The organism is Cupriavidus pauculus, from assembly GCF_003854935.1.
Taxonomy (GTDB): domain Bacteria; phylum Pseudomonadota; class Gammaproteobacteria; order Burkholderiales; family Burkholderiaceae; genus Cupriavidus; species Cupriavidus pauculus_C.
This window is the reverse complement of sequence record NZ_CP033971.1, coordinates 39,297-55,091: the sequence shown is the minus strand read 5'-3', so window position 1 is coordinate 55,091 and position 15,795 is coordinate 39,297. Positions and strand designations below refer to the sequence as shown.

Annotated in this window: 15 protein-coding genes; 3 read left to right on the top strand and 12 right to left on the bottom strand. The window is 61.3% G+C overall.

Features of this window, described 5'->3' with window-relative positions; genetic code table 11:
* Positions 1-386: 386 nt before the first annotated feature.
* From EHF44_RS26930 to EHF44_RS29070, 7 genes are all read right to left on the bottom strand, one after another.
* Positions 387-2,150, bottom strand: coding sequence for a phosphoadenosine phosphosulfate reductase family protein (locus tag EHF44_RS26930; RefSeq protein WP_172966214.1), 1,764 nt, complete (start codon positions 2,148-2,150; stop codon positions 387-389).
* A gap of 107 nt (positions 2,151-2,257) precedes the next feature.
* Positions 2,258-2,542, bottom strand: coding sequence for a hypothetical protein (locus tag EHF44_RS26925; protein WP_124686843.1), 285 nt, complete (start codon positions 2,540-2,542; stop codon positions 2,258-2,260).
* Between the two features lie 88 nt (positions 2,543-2,630).
* Positions 2,631-4,955 carry an AAA family ATPase gene (locus EHF44_RS26920; protein ID WP_124686842.1) on the bottom strand — a complete coding sequence of 775 codons (2,325 nt, stop codon included), beginning with the start codon at positions 4,953-4,955 and terminating at the stop codon, positions 2,631-2,633.
* Complete coding sequence (locus tag EHF44_RS26915) at positions 4,943-5,458, bottom strand: hypothetical protein (RefSeq protein ID WP_124687065.1); 516 nt, start codon at positions 5,456-5,458, stop codon at positions 4,943-4,945. Before EHF44_RS26915 ends, EHF44_RS26920 begins: the two co-directional genes overlap by 13 nt.
* A 177-nt stretch (positions 5,459-5,635) precedes the next feature.
* Entirely contained in the window at positions 5,636-7,087 is a 1,452-nt protein-coding gene (locus EHF44_RS26910) for a metallophosphoesterase family protein (protein ID WP_124686841.1), read from the bottom strand.
* A 96-nt stretch (positions 7,088-7,183) separates the two neighbouring features.
* Complete coding sequence (locus EHF44_RS26905) at positions 7,184-8,500, bottom strand: recombination directionality factor (RefSeq protein ID WP_437340363.1); 1,317 nt, start codon at positions 8,498-8,500, stop codon at positions 7,184-7,186.
* The gene (locus tag EHF44_RS29070) at positions 8,449-8,685 is read right to left on the bottom strand and encodes a DUF7696 family protein (RefSeq protein ID WP_437340366.1); all 237 of its coding nucleotides are present in this window, start codon (positions 8,683-8,685) and stop codon (positions 8,449-8,451) included. The genes EHF44_RS26905 and EHF44_RS29070 overlap by 52 nt, the downstream gene beginning before the upstream one ends.
* 722 nt (positions 8,686-9,407) lie before the next feature.
* Here EHF44_RS29070 and EHF44_RS26895 point away from each other — a divergent pair.
* The 3 genes from EHF44_RS26895 to EHF44_RS26885 are packed head-to-tail and all read left to right on the top strand — an operon-like array spanning position 9,408 to position 11,030.
* Positions 9,408-9,974 (top strand): hypothetical protein, encoded by a 567-nt coding sequence (locus tag EHF44_RS26895; RefSeq protein ID WP_124686839.1) that lies wholly within the window; start codon positions 9,408-9,410, stop codon positions 9,972-9,974.
* Complete coding sequence (locus EHF44_RS26890) at positions 9,961-10,599, top strand: hypothetical protein (RefSeq protein ID WP_124686838.1); 639 nt, start codon at positions 9,961-9,963, stop codon at positions 10,597-10,599. The genes EHF44_RS26895 and EHF44_RS26890 overlap by 14 nt, the downstream gene beginning before the upstream one ends.
* Positions 10,600-10,610: 11 nt before the next feature.
* Positions 10,611-11,030 (top strand): bactofilin family protein, encoded by a 420-nt coding sequence (locus EHF44_RS26885; protein ID WP_124686837.1) that lies wholly within the window; start codon positions 10,611-10,613, stop codon positions 11,028-11,030.
* Between the two features lie 100 nt (positions 11,031-11,130).
* On the opposite strand, the gene EHF44_RS26880 is transcribed toward EHF44_RS26885, so the two are convergent.
* The 5 genes from EHF44_RS26880 to EHF44_RS26860 all read right to left on the bottom strand — a co-directional run bounded on the left by EHF44_RS26880 (position 11,131) and on the right by EHF44_RS26860 (position 15,607).
* Entirely contained in the window at positions 11,131-11,502 is a 372-nt protein-coding gene (locus EHF44_RS26880; protein WP_253700475.1) for a hypothetical protein, read from the bottom strand.
* Between the two features lie 266 nt (positions 11,503-11,768).
* Positions 11,769-12,740 carry a DUF932 domain-containing protein gene (locus EHF44_RS26875; RefSeq protein ID WP_124686835.1) on the bottom strand — a complete coding sequence of 324 codons (972 nt, stop codon included), beginning with the start codon at positions 12,738-12,740 and terminating at the stop codon, positions 11,769-11,771.
* Positions 12,741-13,188: 448 nt separating this feature from the next.
* On the bottom strand, positions 13,189-14,739 hold the full coding sequence (locus EHF44_RS26870; protein WP_124686834.1) for a hypothetical protein: 1,551 nt from the start codon (positions 14,737-14,739) through the stop codon (positions 13,189-13,191).
* Positions 14,740-14,804: 65 nt separating this feature from the next.
* Positions 14,805-15,158, bottom strand: a complete 354-nt coding sequence (locus tag EHF44_RS26865; protein ID WP_124686833.1) for a hypothetical protein — start codon at positions 15,156-15,158, stop codon at positions 14,805-14,807.
* A gap of 56 nt (positions 15,159-15,214) precedes the next feature.
* Positions 15,215-15,607 carry a hypothetical protein gene (locus tag EHF44_RS26860; protein WP_124686832.1) on the bottom strand — a complete coding sequence of 131 codons (393 nt, stop codon included), beginning with the start codon at positions 15,605-15,607 and terminating at the stop codon, positions 15,215-15,217.
* Positions 15,608-15,795 lie beyond the last annotated feature (188 nt).

The following is a 15,795-nucleotide window of genomic DNA, read 5'->3' as shown; positions in this document are numbered from 1 at the left end:
TCTCGACAGTATGTTTGCTTGCATGTCGGTGATGGGCCCACCTTGGTAGTCGAATCCTGCGCACACCTCTATCCTGCCAATCTGCCATCGGCTTCACAGCGCCCGTAGTCGAGCATCCAAAACTGATAGCGGCCTCCCAGCAAATCGACTGCCTCTCCCAGGGTCAGCGAGACGGCGGCCGACAGCTACCGGCGTGGAGACCGCCACGCGTAAGACCTGCGTCTCCACGGAAAGTACCTCGGGAATATGCATAAGCTTTTTGGGGTGAATAACGTATTGTGCCGAGATCCACGGTGGCTATGGAACTGCGAGAAGCAACGTTCTTTGCACGATATGTCACCAAAAAAAAGAGCCCCGACTCTACGTGAGTCGGGGCTTCGGTTACATCAACACAGGGCCAACTGGGCCTGCTTGATCGCGTGGGTTCCCCACGCTTCTCGCGCACTGCCCGGCAAGGCCTCGGCGGGCACAGAGCGGGCCAGTACGTCACGGACATCATAAGCGTCCGTCAATCCCAATCGGTCCTTGAAAGCGGTGCGCCTCGCAATGTCATCGTGCTCCACCTTCTGCGAATGAGATAGCGTGAGACATCCATAATGCAGGTACCAGCGGTACCCCGCCGTGATAGACCCAGGTCGGTTGCCCGCGTCATGCATCGCCAGCAGGCGCTCGACTTCGAACTCCACAATGAACGCAGCCGATTCGACATCGAATTGCTGCTCTGTTGGGAGATCCAGTACCGCACGACCGTCGGCCGTCGTGACGATCGCTGGCGCACAACAACTTCCCTCGGTGAGAGCTTCTCGCATCGGGTCACGCAGACCATTCCAATCCGCGCACGGTGCCGACTCGTCCCAACCGTCGCCTACGTGAAGGAATCGAGCCGTCGGAATAGGCGTCGGCGCGACTTCAGGCACATCCGGGATGTCGTATCGTATCCCTCTGGCACGAATGTCACGCAGATCGGCCCAAGCCGCAAAGGGCCTTGCCACGCCGTTCAGAGACTGCATCGCATCGACGGCTATCATCAGGTCCACTGGTAGTAGCCGGAACTTTGGCGCCTCACCCGCAGCTGCCGCTCGTCGCTCTTCATCGAAGTCCAGCTGCAGCATGAAACGAGTCAACTGCCGCAGCATCGCCGGATGATACGTGTCAGGCTGGATTTTGATATAACCACCTCGAATTGTCCGGCCAATCCAGTGCCGACGCTCCCAATCATGGCGCGTAGCCCTGATGAAGCGGTTGAGCCGATGCAGGCCACGAGCATAGGCATAGCGCTCGTCGAATGCGATCATGTTGGCGAGGCTCTTGTCCTCCGCCATTTGGCACACGTGACATCCGAGACGGGCGCCGCACTTGCCCTGCTTTCTTGCCGCTCCATCAAGGATCGCGTCGGCCACTACTGCGCAGCTGGTGCCAACCGAATGAGCATAAATCCGGCGCATCTCTTCGAAATCCGAAAAGCCCGGCAAAGCACCGGACCCATAGAGAGCGACCGCCTCCCAGACATCGTCGTCGGACCACCGCGCGATCGGGCTGACTACCCAGTCGCCATCCTTGTTCTGCATGGCCGCATGCTCCGACTCCCCTCGAGAACGCATTGCCGCCGCCCGCCTGGTGCTCTCGTCATACCGCGTGCCCAGGCAAGTTACCGGAGGTGGTAGACCTTTCGCCGCAAGGTCTCGGAATAGCTTTCGTCGGAACGCCCGTTGCGGACTGATCTTCAAGTCGGTACTGCAATCGCCGTGCGTCCCAGGAAAGCTTGGCAAGGCCCGGCCGGATAACACTTTCAACTGAAAGGTTGCTGCCATGGACGGTTGAACCACCTTGACGATAACCTTGAAGTCGTGATCCTTGCCGTACTGATGCATGCGGCGCAACTCCGCCCGGTAATGATGCGAAACCTCTGGCGACTCCACGAGGGTGTCGCCCGTCGTCGCAACGATGATCGGCGTGCCCCCTGCCGCGCGATGAAGCATCGCCGCGTGCAACACCAATGCCGCCACGACACTGCTATCTTTGCCGCCGCTGAATGCAACGACAAGGGGATGCCGTGCTTGCAACAGAGCGGTAACTATCGCGAGGGCGTTGTCGATTTTCTTCTCGATCGGCTCGAAAGCACCTTGGGGAAATAGTGAGATTGTTTCCATGATGGTCCTGAATGGATCAACGCCCAACGGGCGCTGGACCCGTTGGGGTGGAAGGAAAGAAGCCTGCGATGACGCAGGCGTTATGAGATGTGCCGGAGCGATTTCGCTCAAACCAGCTTGCGGTTAGGAGGAAGCAAACCGAACTTCGCGAGCGCCTTCAAATTGGTCTCGACGTACGTCACCATGCCGTCGATCGTGACGGCGAGATAGTGGTCAAAGCACGCGGCGTCTTGCGACACCTCCACGCTTTTCGCAGCGTGAAACACCTCGAGCAGCTTCTCGCGATCCACGTCGGCCCCCTGCCATCCGAAGATGCGGATGAACGTGTGAACCTTGCGGCGCCTCGGCAACAATTTTTCGGCCTCTTCGGCCGTGACGAATACTTTTGACATGACTAGTAACAGGGCTACGCCTGTGTGCTTGAAAGAAAAGCCCGCTCCCTTTCGGGAAGCGGGCATACGGTTAGTGAATGGCGCCGGTCTACTGGAGCGCCAGCGCAACGACATCAATGACACCGTCAGCGTCGTCCACCAAGTCAGGCGTTTGCGAGATGAAGAACTCCCGCTCATACCCACCGACCCGCAGCACCTCGCGCTTCATCTTCATGAAGGCACGCTTGCGCTCCGGGTCCAGCGGGCCATCCGCTTCATCGGTGAACAGCGTCTGGAAAGGCTGCTGCGCGTCCTGCGCCCGATAGAGGGCGATTCCGCGCGTCAGGCACTCGTTGATCCAGACTTTCTGTCCCCCTGACATGACACCAAACTCCTTTGTAGTGTCGTTGTCAGCGTCGATCACGTTGATGGAAAAGCCCTCGCGGAGCTCGCCGCTGGCCAGCGCTGTCTGCGTCTGAATCGCGATGGTGAATCGCGGTCCATAGCAAGCCAGCAGCAAGTCATTGACGACCTGCGTGATGGCGGGGCCCGCGTCATCGATGGACAACGCAATCACGCCATCGTTGCCAAGGCCTTTCGCGAGCAGCTTCCACTGTGCAATCTGATCGGACAGCGCCTGCGCCTTGGCCTCGAGCGCCGGCATGCCGGCAAGCTCACCCTCCAGACGCTCACGCTCCGCCACCAACATGCTCTCCTGCCGAATCAGTGCTTCGATCCGGCCGGAAAACGCCGCGACAGCCTCTCGGCTGGCTGCGATCTGGCGGTCCAACTTAGCCAGCATGCCGGTCACGTCCTCCGTGGTCAGCGTCGCTAGCTCCCGACGCACCGCTTCGAGCTGCGATTGCACGTCCGCGATATCGCGCTTGTGGCGCGCTAGGCGCGATGCATCCTCCTCGGCCAGCGCTGTCAGGTCCCGTTCGGCCTGCGCCAAGCCTTCCCGCGCAGCCTCCAGCAACGGCTTCTTCGCAGCCATCGCCGTGAGGCGTTGCAAGAGCTGCTGATCACGCACCAGGTGTGCCTCCAAGGCGGATAGTGCAGCCCGGGCCGTAGCGCGTTCAGACATTGCGCTTTGCATCGACTGCATGTGCTCCTGCTTCTTTCGATAGCTTTCGCGCAGTGCTTTTACCGACACCACCTGCTCGCCGAGCCTCGCCTTTGCTGTGCGAGCCTGTGCCAGCAACGGACAGCTCGCGTGCATGGGATCATCACGGCATGGCACCGTTTCAATCACCTCGGCCTGCAGCTTCAACGAATCGGCCAACTTCGCGCCGGCAATGCCTTGCTGTTCCAGGCCCTTCAACTCGGTACTTAGCGCTGCATGCTCGACCTGAACGGCATCGAGCTTCTCCACGATAGCGCGCTGGCTGACAATTTCCTCCTGCCTCCGGCCAATAGCCATCTGCAGAACGTCACGCTGGCCAGACGCCGCCTCAATGTCAATGGCCTCCGCCAGTACGGCGCGATGGCCTGCCGCCTGCCGATCCAGATCGCGCCAGCGGGTCAGGACACGTCCAGCCGCGGCCTGCTCGTCGCTGGCCAGCGATGCCGCACGCTGATCCAATTCGCCCTTGCGCTGGTTCAGTTCCCGCATCCGCGCTTCGGTACCGGCATTGGCGGCTTGCTTCGCCGCCAGCGTCGCGCGCTCCTGCACCAGCTTGGCGCCGTTGGCAGTTTCACCGTCACGAGCATTGCGCTCCGCATCCAGGCTCTCGCCAATTTGCCAGATCTCGCGAGCCACCACAGTCGCCCGATCGCGCTTGCCCGTGAGGGTCAGCACGTCGCGCTGCAGGGTGTCGAGCGAGCGGGTAAGCAGCTTGGCGACCTCGCCTGCCTTCGCAGACAAGTCACGCAAGTGATCGATCCCAAGCAGCTCGGCCAGCAGCTTCTTTATCTCGCCGGGCTGATAGCTGGCGAGGGGCCGCCTGTTCTGAGCAGAAAACACGCTGGTGAAGAACGCCTCGGGTGACCCTAGGACGGCTTCGAGACACCGGTTATAGGTATCCGCCTTGCCGTCCGAGAGCGTGCCGTCTGCCAACTGCACAGGCTTCCAGCCATCCGCGCCGTCTTTCTCAAACAGGTAGTACTCGGCCTTGCGGCTCTTGCCAGGGTTGCGAAAGGCGAACGCGGAACGATATGTCTTCCCGCCATGCTCCCATTCCAGGTCTTTCTCCGCGCGCGGGGCGCAGAGATGGTCCCAGTATGAGAATGCGTCGGCCGACATCTTGCTCGCGTGGCTTGGCATGATGGGAAACGGATGCAGGTTGTCCATGATCGTCGTCTTCCCTGCCCCATTGGGGCCGACAAGGGCGATCAGGCCGCCCGGCAACGTCGACAGGTCGACTGTGACGCTATCCCGATGCATACCGTCGCGGATCCCGTGGAATCCGGAGAGCGACAACTTCAGTGGGCGCATTCAAACACCTCCGCGCCGTTGAAGGAGTGGAGATAGTCCGAAGGCACTTCCATCGCACTGTCGTCCCATTGCGGAAAATCGGGCAGCGAAGGCGCGACTTGCTCGGGCTTGTTGGCGATCGCACGTTCGACGGAGCGGCGCGCGGCAGAAAACTGCTTGGCCGCAAGCTTCATCACGGCGTCCCAGTCCTTCGCCCCGGTGAGAGCGCGAAGTTCGAGTTCACTCCACTGCGAGGCCAGGCCGTTGGAGAACGACCAGATCAAGTCCTGCAGTTCCTTGGACGGCGCCACGGCAAAGAAGGTGTTGCCGCCAGCCTCACCCAGGGCCATCACCAGCATGTGGTCGCGCTTGGCGATCACAGCGCCGCGGCCAGGGCCGAACGGCTCGTACATCATGCACTGCGTGAAACCATGCTGTGCGGCCAGGCGCTTGGCCATGTCCGAACGATTGATGCAGGTTTCCTCGACAAAGAGCCACTCGGGGCCCGCGTGATAGAGAATCATCATGCACTCCAGAAATATGACGGAGTGCGCCCCGGACGGGAAGCACCCGTCGGGGTAGATAGAAAGGAAATGGATACTGCTGGGTCGATGCGTCAGGGACGCGGGTGAAACCAGATTTCGACAGCCTCGCGGGCTGTCGGAACATGGCTTTCGCATGTTCTAGGGATTGGCGTAGTGCTACGCAAAAAGATCGTCGGTCAGCCAGTTCATCGGCGCTGACGCCGTGGCAATGGGCGCTACGGGCTCCGTTACCGCCACGACCGGGAATGACCCAGGCGCGGCAGTCGGATCCTCGAGCTCCATGTCCATCAGCTTCGCAATGAACGGTGGTGCAACAGCTTCTACGGCGCCGACATTCTCCGTGACAGGCACGGACATTTCATCAAGGTCAGCCAGCACCTGCTCGGCAATCGCCTGGGCATCGAGGTTCTGGAGCATCGACAGACTGTCCAGTAACGGATTCGCGTCGACGCCGGTCAGTTCGCACCAACGTCCCAGCTTCGCGGACAAGGTGGCGGCTCGGCTGATGCCTTCAGCGCGGCTGCGAACAGCCGGTAGAACTCGGGCTTCGAGCTTCACGTCCGCACTGGCACCAAAGAGGGCCTGAATGGCCTCCCGGTCCACGAGTTGACGATGCTCCTCGTTGACCGTCCAGCGGACACGCACGAACTTGTGTGCAGCATCGGCAGCCATCTCGGCAAGCTTTGCCATGTCCGGCGGCCCGTCGAAGTCGATGCAGACGGTCTCGCTCGCGGGTGTCTTCACCTGGGTAGCTACTGCCTCCCCCGGAGATACCTGCCACTGAAGATAGCCTTTCGCGCCGATTTCGCCGTAATGGAACCGTCCGATTGAGCCCGGATAGGCCACCACCCTGCCCTCACGTTCCCACTGCTGGGCCCGGTGTATGTGGCCAAGCATGAACGCGTCGCAGTGGGCATCAAACAGTGCCCCGATGGTGAACTCGTGGTCGAGTCCGGCCATCGGCACGCCGTGCTCCGTCTGGCAACCGTTGACGGTGCCGTGGGAAATGCCGATGGTACGGACGCCCTGTGAGCGCCATTGACGATTCACAGCGCCAGCGGCCGCCAGATAGTCAGCCAGGTGGTCGCCAACCGCCGTCGCGGCGTTGGCCACGCCGGCCGCGGCCGCCAGCACCGCCTTGTTGACCGTGGGCACGCAGGTGAAGACGACGTCTGGCAGCCCTTGCCGGGTGAGCAGCTCGTCCATTTCCGCCTGGCTGAAGATCGCGCCATCGCTCGGAATGAATGCCCCGCCAACAAGCGCGACCTGGTGAATCCGGTCTGCAACGTATACCGGGAAGCTTGCGCCGATCAATCGGAACAGATCCAGCGTGCCGGGCGGTTCGTGACTGAACGTACCCTGCAGCATGATGACCGGCATGTGGGACGACAACTGGTGGATCCGCCGTGCCAGCGCGGATAACGCCGGCGTGTGGGCATCGAGTCGGTGGTCGGTCGAGTCGCCCGACACCACGGCAACCCGGCAGCGATCTGCGATCGCGTCCTCCACCGCAAAGCCAAAGCAACGGTCCGCCTCGGCCAGATGGCCAGGGGAGTAGTGCAAATCAGAGAAATGCGCAGCCAACAGGCTCTCGCCATGGTTGAGCATAGTGATACCTCCAAGGAAATGTGCCGGCATGCGGCAAGGAAAAAGAAAGGGAAGCCCATGGGCTTCCCTCAACTGCCGGCACAAGGCTGGCGATAGTTATGTAGCGACGTCAGCGGCGATACCCGCCACCTGTTCACGGAAGGCAGCTGGATTGGTCAGCGCCGTGCGAAGTTGAGCCAAGAACCCACGCACATCCTGTTCCCGCTTGGACCAGCCGCGCCCGAAGGTCGCCGCTGCATAGGCTCTCAACTGGCGGGCGCCGTCCTCGCTATTGAGCCCAAGGCGCTTCACGAGATCGAGATACTCGCTCTCCAGGTCCTCAGTACCCGCCGTGTCGGACGGAGGTATCGAACTCGCGGACTGAACTACGCCGCTTTCCGACGTACCGGTCTGCGGCGCCTCGATGATGCCTTCATCTGCCGAGCGGTGCTCGAGTGGGACCTCCCTGCCCCCTTCCAGCATGGAAACGGTCTGTTCTGCCATTTCCAATGCCGGCGGGCGCCGGTCCGAGCCATCAAGCAATGCTGCGATATCGATTTCTGCGTCCAGCGTAATCAGCCACTGCATCTGGCGCACAGGCTTGCCGGTGTCATCGATGCGGCTGATCTCCAGCTCTTGCTTCGACATCCAGAACTTGACCCCAACGAGCCGCCCTCGCGCCATCGCCACGGTCTGCATGGCCGCGTGGGCTTTTTGCAGGACGTAGATCGAGGTGGTGGGCATTTCAATAAGCCCGAGTCCGGAGACATGCGGAATCGCGAAGAAGAAGCTCGCTGACAGGTTGCAATGGCCGCCTTGGTACTGCGGGCATTCCTGCGGATCGCACAATCCGTCCCGCATATCGTTGTCCTGCCTCAGGATGACGGTGCGACCGCCCCAGTTGCGCTTGGCACGATTGGCGCGCTCGTCGCGCACCGCAGGTGCGTACATCTTGCAGTAGCGCCGGCCGTCGGAGCCATACTCCGAGAAGTACTGCCGGCCGCTCTTCGTCCATGCGACAAGCTGGTTGGGCATGTTGCTCAGCCAGTCGTCGAAAGCGAAGACCACGGGAAACCGCCAGAGACGAAGCCCGTTGCCGTCGTTGCGATCTTCGCCGTAGCGTTGGACGATGTCTTCGGCCAACGCAGGATTGGCGAAGTCAGAAGCACGGCAGGTGAACCAGGGGACGTTTTTCGGCACGAGCGGCGTCTTGATGCCTGTCGCCCGCGCAATATCGCCTTCGATGCGCTCGAAGCTATCGCCCCGCGCGAGGCCAGCATCGTGGATCTTCACGGCCTCGGGCTTGTCGCGCGCAGCCTTGGTGAGGACCTTGATGCCGGGTCGGATCTTGCCAATGATGGGCGGCCGCATGGGCCGCTCTTCTAGCAGGCTTCGGCGTCCGCCGGGCTCGCTGTAGGTGATGGGTGCATGCATGGGTAGTTCCTCCGTTCCAGGAAAAGAACGACTCGTGCCCGGAGGGACGCAGCATGCTCCCGAAGGCGCAGGGCTGTGTCGGCCCCGCGCTGGGTCGTTACGCGATTGAGGAAGTCGTTTCGGGCGACTTCCGGAAGACTGGCGACGTATGCCGCCTCACAAAGGGACCGCCAGGCCTGCGGCATGTCCTTGTACTCGGGACGGCGCAGGTTCAGCGTTGCCGCGATCGCGGCGGAAATCTCGGTGTCCTGGTGCATGAGCGTCTCCTGAAGATCGAGGTCTCTCACCAGAAACAAAAAAAGCTCGCCCCGGTTTGCGCCGGCAGCGAGCTTGGATGTCAGGAACCCGAACTGCCACGCCCCTTCCGGGGGCGTGGCACTCAGGGAGCGGCGCACTCATGCGCGCGGCTCTATGTTGAGGACGTAAAGTCGTCCTCGTGCAGCATGGTCACGCTGCACAACAACCCTTTTCGCGAACCCACAGGTTCGGCCGCAGGTTCACGGATCGGCTCGACGTCTGCCGTTCTGCCTAGGAGGGGCCTTGAGAGAGCTCCACATGGTCCCAGGCTCGAACGGTGTCCCGCGTGCGCTCATGTCGAGGCACAGCTTTGGAACGCGTATTACGAGCTGATGAGGGGAAGTGTTCGGCGAAAACACTTAGCACAAGAGATATCCACACTGGTAGCCAACCAGTCGGCGCGTGCGCAAATGCACGACTTGAACAAAGAGATGGACTCGCCAGGAGTCAGAGTCGATGCGTCGATGACGCTAGGTGTGAAAGCATTGTGGCACAGGACTTTCTTTCAAAACAGGCGAATGCTCTGCTATTTCGCGTAGCTTTCGAAGTCATGTGATGTCCGTTCTTGTCCGACAATTCCAAGTGAGAGAGCATCCGAATACATGGACAAATGGCCGAACAGGATCCACCCAAAAAGCCCGCCAGCGGGCTCAGGCCCATCGAGCGCCTGAACAGCGAGGAACGCCTTAGCCGGCTGACACCGGCAACGGCATCCGCTACCCACCACGAATACTGCTCGAAGTTCGCTCGCGACTTTCTGGACGCGCACTTTTACTACTGCTCGTCGAAGTTTGTTGTCGCGCGCGGCGGCAAGGTCAAGGCGCTTGACGAGGCGTTTCGAGAGGCGGAGGCGTGGTACGCCAAGGCCTTGGACTGGATCGGCAGCAGGGACCAGATCGAGATTCCGTTGTTCTATGAGCAGCGCGAAGTACAGGTTTCCCATTCCTTCGCCGGCCGCCTACTTCGCCTGCTCATGCAATACGACAGGCTCTTCGCCGAAACGCTCTACGGCTTGAACTGCGACTCCATCTCTGCCGAGGCGCGGGAGAACACGACAGCAGTCGCGGCCAAGCGTATCAAAGCCATCCAGCAACTCTGCATCCCGGATACCGACAAGTTTAGTCCGGACGGCATCCTTCTCAACTCTTCCCGGAGCCAGAACCATGGACATGCGTGAGATCGAGCAGCTGCATGCTCAGTACGCCCAACCCGCCCTGACCATCGACATCTCGCCCTCACCGGCACGTTCGTCGACGCCGCCGTTGTGGCTCGGCAACGATAATAGTGGCAGCTTCGGTAAGGATACGTCGGCGCCCGCCGTTGGAAGCTTGTCCGTGCCTCCGCGTGCGCTGTGGGCAGCCGTCTTCGTCGTGGTCGCCGCCGCAATGTTCCTCATTGGCAGTTCCATGGGCAAGCGCGACGCCCGTACCCATGGATCGGACGGGCCCGCCGCAGCCATCAGCGCGTCGGAAGCAAGGCCGTCTGCGGCATCCCCGGCAGAGCCCGAACCGCATTCGCACGAATGGCCCGTGCGCAGCGATGCTAACAATGTCACGGGCCCAACGCCGGCATCTGGCGCGGCGCCACTGGCGGCAACAGTTGACACCCCGAGAATCGCCCTGCCTTCGCAGGGACCTGTCAAACCGACTACGCCCGCCCCGAAGCCCGCCCCCGCGCCTGCAGTGCCGGCAGCGGCGGCCTCCGCGCCGGCGAAAGCCGCGGCACCCGTCGCACCTGCGCAGATCGCCCGTCCTGCCGTATCGCCGCAAGCCGCCCCCAACCGCGAAATCAAACTGTTCTAAGAGAGCGCCCCATGACGATGCCAAGCACTCCAACCTTCAGCGTCCTGCGCGCCGGCATGAGCATTCACGGCGATCTCGTTTCGGAGGACGGCTTCACCTGCCTCGCCCTCGTTACCGGCAACGTCAGGGCCAGCCACGGCCTGTTGCATATCGGTCGTGGCGGAGTTGTCCATGGCGACGTGGAAGGCGAGCACATCATCATCGACGGTACCGTGGAAGGCGACGTCAAGAGCCGGGTCTCCCTCAAGATCAACGGTCGCGTGATCGGCCGCATCTTCTACGCAGGTACCATCCGGCTGGGAGAGAACGTGACACTTGAAGGCAGCTCCATCACGCGGGTGCCCGCTGTTGGCTACGTGGCGTCCCCCCAAAAGGAGGATACGCCCCCTATCCACATCGATGACGCGGAAGTCCCCGGCACTGCGGTGTAAGGAAGGAACATGTTCCTTTCAAAAAACGCGAAAGCGACCGCCTGAAACCACTCTTTCAAAGACAAAAGGCCCGGCAACGTTAGTTGCCGGGCCTTCTTGTTTAATAAACACGCCGCAGCGTCATCAGCTCCGCTTGCGTGAAGACGCTCGGGAACGTGATCCACGGGAAGTCAATTGCATTTGCGGGATCCCTGAAGGACATATAGGGAAATTCGCTGTCCAGTTGTATGCGGAAAATCCGGCGAAGGCGATCCTTACCGTTTACTTCATACAGCACGCCATGTATTAGATCGAAGACAACCGAACCTTGACTGAAACTCGCAGATGCGCCCTGATTCTGTTGGTAGCGTAGGTCCATCCACGTATCGTAAGTGGAGGCCGTCACCCGATCTCGTGTCTGGACGAGCCAGGAGGCATATAGCCCGGTGAACCGCGTCTTATGCAGGCTGGATAATTCAACAGTTTGGTGCATGAGTCGATCCTGCACTCGCTGCACCCTGTTTCCTGCCGTGCTACGGCAAACGTACTCGCCCCGTAGCCTGGATATCGCGGCATCGCCTGCGCGAAATAGCCATCGCGGATATCGTGAATAGAAATCAAAGTTGAACATGTCAAAGAACAAAAGAAAAAAGCCCCGGGCTGCGCCGGGGCTTTAAGACCTGAAACGACTACTCCATTACCAAACAACGGCAACGGAGCGGCTCGCTTAAGGGCGGATAGAAGAAACGCTCGAAGTGCTTATGCAAACCCCGCTAGTTCGAGGGCCGCGTCCCACGCACGCTGCTTGAGAATCGCGCCGGCGCCGAACCATGCGGAATCGAGCCTGTTGCCCGGAGAGCGTGCACGCTGCTGATGGTCTACGTACTCGGTCACGCTGTTGACCAGCCCCCAGGCGGTGCCGGATGCCGACTCCAGCCCGGCGCCGCGGCCAGCCCCATCGAAGAGATTGAGTACCGACTTCAACCCACGCTCGTTCATCCTCACAGGCGTTTCAGCATCCTCCGCCCAGGAGTAGGCAAAGAGGCGCTGGAAGAACCGCTCGGACTCGGCCTGGCTGACTTTGCGATCCGCCAGACCGTGCATATTGGCCATGAAGCCATCCCACGAGGAGATCGCAATGCCGAGCTCTTCCTTGACCGCGCGCGGATCGAACTGGCTGCGATGCGGAACCTTCACCGCACCGCGATTACGACCCAGGGCGATCTGCAGGGTGTTGTTGCAGACCACGCGAACCGAGGTGAACTGCGCCGTGGTCGCCAGCGTGCCATCGCAGGCCGTGGCCAGCAGCAGGTAACCACGGACCTCGTCACCACCCTTGAGCAGCGCCGACTGACCGGTACGGGCGAGCGCCCAGAGCTTGCGACCCTCTTTCAGCACACCTGCGGTCTCGAGCTGGTAGCCGCCCACCTGCACGAGGTCGCGATAAAACTCCAGGATCTCTGCAGGCTGAACAACCTGGTACCGCTGAGATACCGTCGACAGCGGCTTGCCGTTGTCCGAGCGGTACAGCACCTTCTGCTCGGGAAACGACTTAATGGGATCCAGGTCATGGGAGCCAACGCGGTACATGACGTTGGTCTCCTCGATGCGCCAGTTCATGCCGGCGGCTTCGGCCCAGACTTCAAGGGGCTGATGCTCGGCCAGGCGGTTGCCTAGACCGTGCCAAGGGGTTGCGCCGGCGTACGCCATGGTTTGAACCAGATGGGACATGAGATTGCTCCTAAAAATGGGAATGCGAGCGACAGGCTGTGCTGACGCTCGAAGGTGGAAACGAAGGGAGAAAGGAATGGAGACCGTGCTTGTGCGCGGTCGGGGAGGCGACGCTCGCCATGAACCGCCTACGGCGACAAATGACAACGCGCCGTGTGGCTACAGCAAGGTGGATTGCATGGGGATCGGAAAGAAGCCCACGGAGCCGTCCCGACAGGGAATGCTTCCTGTGGGCGGTTTCAAGAGATGGCCGGCGTTGCCGGCATAGGGTCGATGCGTCGGAGACGCGGGTAAAACTCTGTCTGGACTGAACGTATTCACTGCAAACAAAGCTCTGGTGGTACGGGAAAGCCTATCGCAAGAATCATTATCCGAGCCTGCGAAAGCTACGGATTTTTGATAGCCGAATCGAAAATATCCCCCAGCCGGATTCAGCTGGGGAAAACAATCAAGCAGTCACCTCGGGGACGATTTGTGCAAGGCGGGCCCGCGCATAGTCGAGCGTGCCGTCCTTTGCACGCAATGGCCGCGACATGCGCTTCACCGGATCATAGATACGGTAGCGCGTGACGTTGCCCCGACGCTCGTCGACGAGCTGGGTAAAGCCGGCCTCGATGCAAAAGTCTACGTACTCGCGTCCGTTCATTCGCTGACCGGTCTCGAGCCTGTAGGTCGTGCCTTCGGCCAGCGATATTGCATCGGCCATCGAGCGTTCAGCACGCTTGCGCGCCTTCTCGATGGCTTCCTGCGCTTCCCATTGCGCCTGTTCGGGTTCTGAGAACCCACACAGCTCGAAAAGCCGACGCCGGCGCTCTGCCGCGCTGCATTGCAAGACATCGACACCGAGTTCGTCACGCAGCGCGCGTTTGGAGTCGGTATTCCAGTCCTTGGGGCCGTCGAAGATGTGGAGTACTGCCGCAACATTACGCTCCATGACCGCGAGCGCCACCCGGTTGGCCCAATCGTATCCATAACCGGCCCGGTAAACTGCTGCCGCTTTGGTCTGGCGATCAAACTCGCGCTGGCTGATCTTCTGCGCTTCGCGTTCCTCGGTCGCCTTTCTCAAGGCTTCCTGGTACTGCCGCTCGCTGATCAGACCGTGGATTCGCGCCGCCAGTTTGGTGGCGGGCCGTGCATTCTCACCTTCGAGGGGCTTGGGTGTGGGCATCGTCCGCGGAGGAACAATTCCCGCCGCGAAAAGGGCGTCATCGACCTCCACGTAGCCACCGTCACTCGGCACACTACGCACTGCAGCGAGCAGCCTGGGAGCGTTGAGGGGCGTGATCTCCATCTTCTCCCCGCGCATAATTTGGCAGACCGCTTGCAGTACGCTCGGCGACAGGGCTCCTCGCAGGGCGGGCACCTCGATCAGCGATCGCATCCAGGGCTCGGAACGCGTGTAGTGGGGATTCTCGCGATAGGTGTTGATGATGCAATCCCGCACCTTCTCCCCGCGCATCAGCGCGTAGCCGACATGTACCTCGTGCCGGCAGTTGGGGCTCGAGGCCGGGTGGTACAGTGGTCCGTTCGTGCCGTAGCCGAACCGGCGGACGAATTCACCGCAAACGAAGCCGGTGATATCGAGCGGTCCCTGATCCTCAAACAGATCTACCGTGTGGAACAGCGGACCTGCCACGTCCTGGGACATGTCGATGGCTTCTTCCGGAAAGTACGCCAGACGGCCAGCGGCCACCACGGCGCCCCACGCGGCGCGGCTCATTTCATGCGGCCGCAATATCTTGCCGCCGACACGAACGATGAAGCGATCCACCTCGTCGAGGATCATCGAAAGGATGGCTCGTCGGGTGCCAACGGGTCGCACGGCAAACTTTCCGCCGGTCAGTCGAACCACAGGAATTGCACCGCGTTCGACGTGGCGCACTGCGATATCTTCGACGCGCGGCGCCGCCTTGCCGTCGCGATCGTCGTTCAGGTACTGCAGCACGCCGGCGAGCGTGGTGCGATGCTCGGCGCGTTGGCCGATATGAATCACGTACATGGGGAGCTCCAGGACGGAGCATGCCCCTTCGGGGACATGCCCCGAAAGGGTTGGAAGATAGAGGTCTATGCAGGCACCGACGCTTTCGCGTCGTGGATTGCCTGCAGAAGGTCTGTAGAAGTGATGCGCCAGACGACGCCTCGAGCGGTTCCTACGGCAAGCGTGCGAACCGGTTCAAAGCCATCCGAATCGAGCAGCGCGACCACCGTGGACATAGGCAAACGCCACAGGCAGACGATCACCTCATTGTCCGCAAGCAGTTCGCTGGGGACATTGCTCGTGAACGTCTCGTAGAAGTCGCCGGTCTTCGTGTCGACCAGGGACAGTGCAGCGCGGTCGTTGACCGCATAGAGTTCCACTGCGATGCGCAATGGACCAGGCGATCCGGCCAGGCCGGCCCCGTCGATGGTGATAGGCATAGGGGTCTCCCAGGCCCACCGCCTTGCGGGATGGGCCCGCAAGGGCAAGGAATGGGTCAGGCGACAGCAGCCGTGCACCGCGCGGATCTGCTGCGACCAGCCACGACGCGTGCCGCCGCGACCTCCGTGAGGATTTCCGCGTCGACAATGCGCCAGACTTGACCCTGGTCAAAGCCGACGTGGTTCCAACGGCCGGTTTGCACGAATTTGCCGGTCTCAAGCAAGGCAGCCTTGAGATCGGTCGGCAGATTCCAATCGCCGGTAACGAGGATCTCGTCGTCGGCCAGATCGGCATCGGGAAGGTTCACCGACAGCACGCCGTACGGCATTTGGTCGGCGGCGCAGGCCAGCGAAATCGCGGGGCGAAGATTGGTGGAATAGACGCTGACGCGCAGAAGAACGCCAGCCGGATGGCTGGCCAAGCCAGCACCGTAGACGGTACGGTCCATCGGGATACTCCTTTGGTGGGGAGACGTCCCGACGGGACGACGCCCGTGTGGGGAAAAAGAAAAAACGCACCCGTGGGTGCGTTTAGCAGTGAGCCGAGAGACCGGCCAAAAAATGAACCGGCGCGGACGGCTGGAAACTAGCCGTTGCGGTCCAAATCCCGGAGACGGCGCGAACGATCAGCGTTGCG